The sequence below is a fragment of the Rothia gullae genome, assembly GCF_024294905.1.
In the GTDB taxonomy this organism is placed as follows: domain Bacteria; phylum Actinomycetota; class Actinomycetes; order Actinomycetales; family Micrococcaceae; genus Rothia.
The window spans coordinates 62,774-69,496 of the sequence record NZ_JANCOC010000012.1; the positions used below are offsets into that span (position 1 = coordinate 62,774).

Sequence of the window (6,723 nt, forward strand, 5' to 3'; positions counted from 1 at the left end):
ACCGACGTTTGCGCATATATGTTCTCCGTTACAGCGGCTACTAACGGTGAATAGATTCGAAAAGCTTTTCCCAATGCCGAACAACATATTCGGGCGAGAAAGTGCGAGACTTTTCACGACACAACGCAGACTTTTCAGCCCGCAACTGAGCATCACTCATCGCCAGACGCATTTGCTCTTGCAGAGCTTCAACGCTGGGCTCTGCTGCAAGATACCCCACTTCAGGCACCATCTCTTGAAGTGCGCTGGAAGAAGGATAGGAGATCAGAGGAGTTCCTACCTGCATAGCCTCTAAGAACGACATCGGAAGACCTTCAAATTCTGACGCCATCACAGCCAAAGAACTCTGAGCGAACGTCTCGAGTACTTCCTTCGTGTTGAGCGTACCTCCAATCTCAACGCGGTGAGCAATTTCCGGATCAATCTGAGCTAGCTTCTCTTTCAAAGCTAGAACCTCTTCTTCTGAACCGCTTCCGTTATAGCGCAACGTCCACTCAGGAAAGTCCTCAGCACATGCGATGAAGCTTTCAAGGATACGACCCAACCCCTTCTCAGGACCGTATCGTCCAATGTACTGAATAACCGGTTTCTTCCCAGTCTGGCGTACCTTCTCACGAATTTCTTCTGAAAAACGCTCAATAGGGTTATGAACAGCCTCTACAGGGCGGTTCAACCACTGAGCGAACAGCTTAGCGTCTCCCTCAGATAGCGTTATAAACGAGTCATAGGATGTAGCCACCTTCCGGAGAGTCTTTTCCTCATCCAAACGATAGGTACTGTTGTAGCCACTGTGAAATTCGTGGACGTACCCGATGCCCTTTTTAGAATCGGATTGAGCGTACTTCGCCATGTAATCTGCAGTCTTCGCCATAGACGTCAAAACAACAGTGTCCTTGCCGAAGGACCGCAGGTAGCGGCGGGTCCGGAAAGTGTTATAGCAATCCCACAGGACCGTAAAACACTTTTTAACCGCCAAAGCAGCTCCCAGAGGGCCGGGATTGGTGTACACCAGTCGGTTATGGGTTGTCTTATTCACCAAAGGACCCGAATTAACCACAAAATCCGGCTCAATAGCGTCCGGATGACCGGAGGTATTGTCGAAGAGCGCCAGATAACTGACGTTGTAGCCAGCCTCTTTAAAAGCGCGTCCCAGCAGCTTATTCACGGTACTAATACCGCCCAGAATACTAAAACGGTCCTGGGCAATAACAATATTTTTAACCTTCATCGTATTCTCCCTTTCAGCCAGAGAACGGTAGAAGTCAGTGAGTGATAGAACTGTTATCTATAGGGCCAGATATAGGCGTGGTATTCAGGCACTCAGCGCGCTCACGGCGTGGTGGCCCTCAGCGCGGAGAGAGGCAGCAAGAGCCTCCGCCCGAGCCTGCGAAGAGGTCAGCAGAAGCACCGTCGGACCGGAACCGGACACCAGGGACGCGTACACGCCCTCGCTCTCGCGCAGGTTCAGGGTCTGTTCCAGCTGCGGGGCGCACGAAAGTGCGGGTGCCTGCAGGTCGTTACGCAGTAACGGCGCCAAGGAGGCGAGCGCCGCCTCCGAACCGTCATAAGAGTTCAGGGTTTTCAGAAGCTTTACGGGTTGCACCAGCTCAGCGGAGGCGGGATACTCACCAGCTGCACGGCCCACATCCAGCTGCTTGAACACGCTGGGGGTGGAGAGACCAAACTGCGCGGCAACAATCACCAGGTGCAGAGGTTCCCAAGGCGCCGCAACATTCTGCAGCTCGGTACCGGTCCCCTGCCCCAGTGCGAGGGTCTGCCCGAGCGCAGCATGCACACTAAAGGGAATATCGGCGCCCAGCTGCGCGGCAAGACGTTCATAATCCGTCTGGGTCAGGAGCGCCCCGGTGCGGCCGGTTGTATGCAGGTAGCGGTCCGTAGCAATGAGGGCGGCAGCTGCATCCGCGGAGCCGCCTGCCATACCGCCTGCCACGGGTACAGCCTTCGCAATATGCAGGTGCAGCGCCGGGGCAGATTCGATACCGTGCTCCGCAAGAATCAGCGCAGCGGCACGATACACAAGATTCCGCTCATCCATCGGCACAGCGACAGGGTCGAACTGCCCCGCCTGCATCTGCTGATCCACCAGGGAGCCGGGCACAATATCCATGCTCAAGCTCAGCCCCGGTATCTGCCCCTCAGAGACCGTGATGGTCTCCATCAAAGAGACCGCCGCAAAAAGCGTAGTCAACGGGTGGTAGCCGTCCGGACGAACATCCCCCACGGCAAGATACAGGTTGACCTTACCTGGAGCATCAACCGAAATAGCGACCTGGGAGGCGGTACTCATCAGCGTATACACCTTTCGCGCGGGAACCCGCGTGAGAACGTTAGTGAAAAATTCAGAGCGGGAAGAAGCTACTCCGTTACAGGCTCAGCCGGGACAGTCAGCGAAGCCTCAGCAATGCGGATAAAACCGTGAATATCCAGCTTCTCGCCGCGCTCCGTCGGAGCGATACCGGCAGCCACCAAAATCTGCTCCGCACGCGCACCCGAGCCCGCCCAGGAGCTCAACGCAGCGCGCAGAGTCTTACGGCGCTGAGCGAAAGCGGCGTCCACAATCGTGAACACCAGGTCGCGGTCAACGGTGGAGAGAGGCTCCTCGCGCATACGGAAACCCACCAGGCCCGAGTTAATCTTTGGTGCAGGCCAGAACACGTTCTTACCAATCACGCCCGCCTTATACACCTCGGCATACCAATTAGCCTTCACCGAGGGCACACCGTAAATCTTCGAACCCGGGGTCGCCGAAAGACGGTCGGCGACCTCGTCCTGAACCATCACCAAGGCGTGACGGATGCTCGGGAACTGCGCAAATAGGTGCAGAAGCACCGGAACCGCCACGTTATACGGCAGGTTCGCCACCAGAGCATCCGGAGTGCGAGGCAGCTCGGTGACCTTCAGAGCGTCCATGAGCACCACATCAATATCGTCCGCCTTCTCGGGGCGGAACTTCTCAATCGTGTGCGGAAGCTGCTGCGCCAGCGGCGGGTCAATCTCAACCGCAACCATATCCTTCGCAGCATCCAGGATGCCGAGGGTCAACGAGCCCAGGCCCGGACCGACCTCCAACACCGTCTCCTCCGGTGAAATCCCTGCCGCATTGACAATACGACGAATCGTATTCGGATCAATCACAAAGTTCTGCCCAAGAGTCTTCGTCGGACGAATACCAAGCATCTCGGCAAGCTCGCGAATCTCAGCAGGGCCGAGCAGGGGCAGATCGTTCACAGCGTTCCTTCACATAGGTGGATGGTGGGGAGGTTACAGTTTAGATTACCGCGAGAAACGCTGCTTTACCTCATCAATAGTGGCGTCCAGGGCGTTCTTTGCATTCGCCAAACGCATCTTCGGAGCCAACGCAATACGCAGACGATCCAAAGGGCTCTTGCCCTTCTGCGTCTCAGTCACTATTGTAAGGTGGCTCTTACCGCCCAGGATGACGCTACTACCCTCCCAACCGCACAGGCCCGGCTGCACAAAACGCACATCCAAGCCCCACGCCTCATACAGGGGATAATCATCAGCCACAGTACCCGGAGCCTTATGCTCAAAATGCTTCACTAGCTGCTCAGCACCCGAACGGGACAGCAGGTAGAGGCCAGCACAGTCCAAACGGCGAGGGCCGTACATTTTCCCCATACGGTACTTGCCGTACACGAACGGAGAGAGAAGAGAAAGACGGATATACCGCATGTGCGGATTCATGACACCAGCATGGAAAGAATAACCATCAGAGAGATTAACAAGCTGCACCTCGGGATAACGCTCAATAATCCGCTGAACTACGCGATCTGCATCAGCGGAGATGATAGCGTCGTCCTCAGCAAAAACGCCCCAGTCAGCATCGCTTGCCAGAAAATCGCGCCACATATTTAAGTGGCTGAGCATGCATCCCTTTTCAGTTGCCGAAGGGGCATAACCCCAGCGCTTACGAAAGGCCTCACTATCAAAATCTGCATCGGTCAGATGGTTATCCCGGTTATCTACCGCAGGGTATCGCTGAAAATCCCGAGCAGGAGCCCCAACAGAGAAAAAAGAGTCAAAACGATTCGCGCCGTCCAGACCCAGGACATATTTCAGGAATTTTGCCATGCTTTCTCCCCTTTTCTATGGCTTCTATGGCACGCCCATACAGCCTTTATATAAAACGACGTGAGCTCTGTATGAGTTGCCGAAGTGTTGACCGAACAACAACATATACGAGATGCGCTAAGTACACGCGCGTACTATGAAATATTGCCTAGTCACTGAGCGAATAATATATAGAACAGCCTATCATTCAAGCGAAGATAACCCCAATAATTAGCACACTTCTTCCTGTTATATCCCGCACTTTGCATACCGCCTCACATGCAAATACTGAAGGCGCCCGCAAAAAAGTTCCTCCCCACCACACATGTGGCGAAGAGGGAGTTTCGCAAAGAAGCTTTACTTACTTCACCTTGCCCAGGTGCTGCTTTACCTCATCGAAGGTTGCGTATAGAGCATTCCTTACATTCTTCAGACGCGTCTTCAGAGCCAACGCAATACGCAGGCGATCCAAAGGGTTCTCGCCCTTCTTCTCAGTCAGCATTTTAAGGTGGCTCTTACCGGTTTCCAGGATGACGCTGCTACCCTCCCAGCCGCACAGGCCGGGCTGCACCAAATATACGCCCACTCCCCACTCTCGATAGAGAGCAAAATCGTCAGCGACAACGCCCAGAGCCGGTTCACCAAAACACTCTACGAGTCGTTCAGCTCCAGAACGCGAAAGAAGGTACAAGCCGGTGCCGTGCAGACGCTTCGAACCATACGTGCTACCTATGCGGTACTTGCCGTACACAAAGGGAGCGAACAGTGAAAGACGGGGGTAATCAACCTGCGGGTTGAGCTTGCCAGCTTCAGAAGCGTAACTATCGCACAGGTTAACCATCTGCACGTGAGGATACTTTTCGATAATCCTCTCCACTACAGGCTGCAGGTCAGGGGAAATGAGGGTATCGTCCTCAGCAATCAAAGCCCAGTCGGCATCTGAAGCGAGGAAGTCCTTCCACATGTAGTAGTGGCTCAACGTACAACCCTTCTCGGCAGGACTTGGTTCTTTACCGTAACGAGTCAAGAACGGCTTACTATCGAATTCTGCATCAGTGACATGATCATCGCGATTATCTACCCCAGAATAACGCTTAAAATCTTGAGCGGGCGCCCCCACCGAGAAGAACGAATCAAACCGGTTAGCGCCATCCAGGCCCAGAACATACTTCAGAATCTTTGCCATAGTATCCTCCTAAAACACCAGCCATGGGGTGCTATGCATAAACTCTTGTCGGGATGTTCGTAGCACCAATTATTGAGGCACTATACGCACCTAAATACTGCAAACCAAATCATGGTATAGCTGTCTGAGTGAGTTGTTTATAGTCGTTACAGTCTAGCACGCAGGCACGCAGGCACGCACCGCGAGGCTACCCAGAATAGCTATCCGCTACAGGCTGTACGCGCCTACCACTGACCGTAAACCCGCTCCGAATTCTCACGAATACGGCGGCAGAGCGCCTCCAACCCATCACCGCGATGAGCCGCCATAAAACGCACCGTATAGTTCGTCATGTAGGACGCATTCGGGCGACCACGGAACGGATGCGGAGTCAAGAACGGGGCATCCGTCTCAGCCAGCATCAGCTCCGGACGAGCCATCGCCAACGACTCCTGAATACCCTTCGAATTCTTGAAAGTCACCGTGCCGGCAAAACTCATATACCAGCCGCGCTCATTGCAGATTGCCGCAAGCTCCGGGCCACCCGAATAGCAGTGGAACACGGTACGTTCCGGCGCACCCTCTTCATCCAGGATGCGTACAACGTCCTCGTGCGCGTCACGGTCATGAATCTGCAGCGTCAGGTTGTGCTTCTTCGCAATGCGAATATGCTCGCGGAAGCTGTAGTGCTGCGCATCCATGCCTTCCTCACCTGTGCGGAAATAGTCCAGGCCGGTCTCACCAATAGCGCGCACACGGTCAGCGGTGGCGAGCTCGTCGAGGGTGGCGAGCGCCGCCTCCAACTGTCCGGCTGCAGCCAGCTCGGGGGCGGTGTTGGGGTGAATCGCAATAGCGGCAAGGACACGCTCATCAGCCTGCGCGGCGGCGACCGCGTACAGGGAGGAGGGGATATCGCATCCGACCTGCACGATGGCGGCGATGCCGAGCTTCTCACCGGCGTCGAGTGCGTCGCGGGCGCTGATTTCTACTTCGCCGTCGAGCAGGTCCATGTGGGTGTGGTTATCCACGATGGGGTACGGCAGCGGCTCAGGGGCAGGCGGGAAGACTAGGTTGCGGCTACGGCCGTTCTCGCCGGTGGTAGAGCGGCGGCGGGTTCCCTCTCCGCCTTCGGCATCGCTGATGCCGGTGTAGAGTTCCGCCTTATAGGGTGCGGGTACTTCACCGGGCACCGGCTCCCAGCCTTTAGGGAGGACGGTCGTTTGGAGTGCCGTGGGGGTGGGCAGGGTGTAGTTCGCCAGTGCGGCGAGGGAGTTCAAGTACTCCTGGGTGATTTCAGGACCGGGATGGCTCTGACACATTGATAAATCCTCGGGATAAAACTGCGGGGTAAAGCTGGGGGGGGGGGGGGGGTAAAAAAGGGGGGGTTTTTTGGGGATTTGGGGGGGGGCCCCCGTGGCCCGGGGGTACAGGGCCCGGTGGGGGGGGCCGGATTCTCCCGCCCCCCG

Annotated in this window: 6 protein-coding genes; all 6 read right to left on the reverse strand. The window is 55.7% G+C overall.

What is annotated here, in order from left to right; all coding sequences use genetic code 11:
• Positions 1-40: 40 nt before the first annotated feature.
• The gene (locus tag NML54_RS07685) at positions 41-1,228 is read right to left on the reverse strand and encodes a glycosyltransferase (RefSeq protein ID WP_254757212.1); all 1,188 of its coding nucleotides are present in this window, start codon (positions 1,226-1,228) and stop codon (positions 41-43) included.
• Positions 1,229-1,312: 84 nt separating this feature from the next.
• The gene (locus tag NML54_RS07690; protein WP_254757214.1) at positions 1,313-2,308 is read right to left on the reverse strand and encodes a GHMP family kinase ATP-binding protein; all 996 of its coding nucleotides are present in this window, start codon (positions 2,306-2,308) and stop codon (positions 1,313-1,315) included.
• A gap of 68 nt (positions 2,309-2,376) precedes the next feature.
• Positions 2,377-3,249: a 16S rRNA (adenine(1518)-N(6)/adenine(1519)-N(6))-dimethyltransferase RsmA gene (rsmA, locus tag NML54_RS07695; RefSeq protein ID WP_254757216.1), complete on the reverse strand. Its 873-nt coding sequence runs from the start codon at positions 3,247-3,249 to the stop codon at positions 2,377-2,379.
• A gap of 45 nt (positions 3,250-3,294) precedes the next feature.
• Entirely contained in the window at positions 3,295-4,113 is an 819-nt protein-coding gene (locus NML54_RS07700; RefSeq protein ID WP_254757218.1) for a glycosyltransferase family 25 protein, read from the reverse strand.
• A gap of 340 nt (positions 4,114-4,453) precedes the next feature.
• Positions 4,454-5,278, reverse strand: a complete 825-nt coding sequence (locus tag NML54_RS07705; protein ID WP_254757220.1) for a glycosyltransferase family 25 protein — start codon at positions 5,276-5,278, stop codon at positions 4,454-4,456.
• Between the two features lie 224 nt (positions 5,279-5,502).
• On the reverse strand, positions 5,503-6,576 hold the full coding sequence (locus NML54_RS07710) for a TatD family hydrolase (protein WP_254757222.1): 1,074 nt from the start codon (positions 6,574-6,576) through the stop codon (positions 5,503-5,505).
• Between the last annotated feature and the right edge of the window lie 147 nt (positions 6,577-6,723).

Excerpts from the sequence above, each read along its gene's own strand:
- NML54_RS07685 (WP_254757212.1), bottom strand. The coding sequence starts at position 1,228 with ATGAAGGTTAAAAATATTGTTATTGCCCAGGACCGTTTTAGTATTCTG.
- NML54_RS07700 (WP_254757218.1), bottom strand. The coding sequence starts at position 4,113 with ATGGCAAAATTCCTGAAATATGTCCTGGGTCTGGACGGCGCGAATCGT.
- NML54_RS07705 (WP_254757220.1), bottom strand. The coding sequence starts at position 5,278 with ATGGCAAAGATTCTGAAGTATGTTCTGGGCCTGGATGGCGCTAACCGG.
- NML54_RS07710 (WP_254757222.1), bottom strand. The coding sequence starts at position 6,576 with ATGTGTCAGAGCCATCCCGGTCCTGAAATCACCCAGGAGTACTTGAAC.
- NML54_RS07690 (WP_254757214.1), bottom strand. The coding sequence starts at position 2,308 with ATGAGTACCGCCTCCCAGGTCGCTATTTCGGTTGATGCTCCAGGTAAG.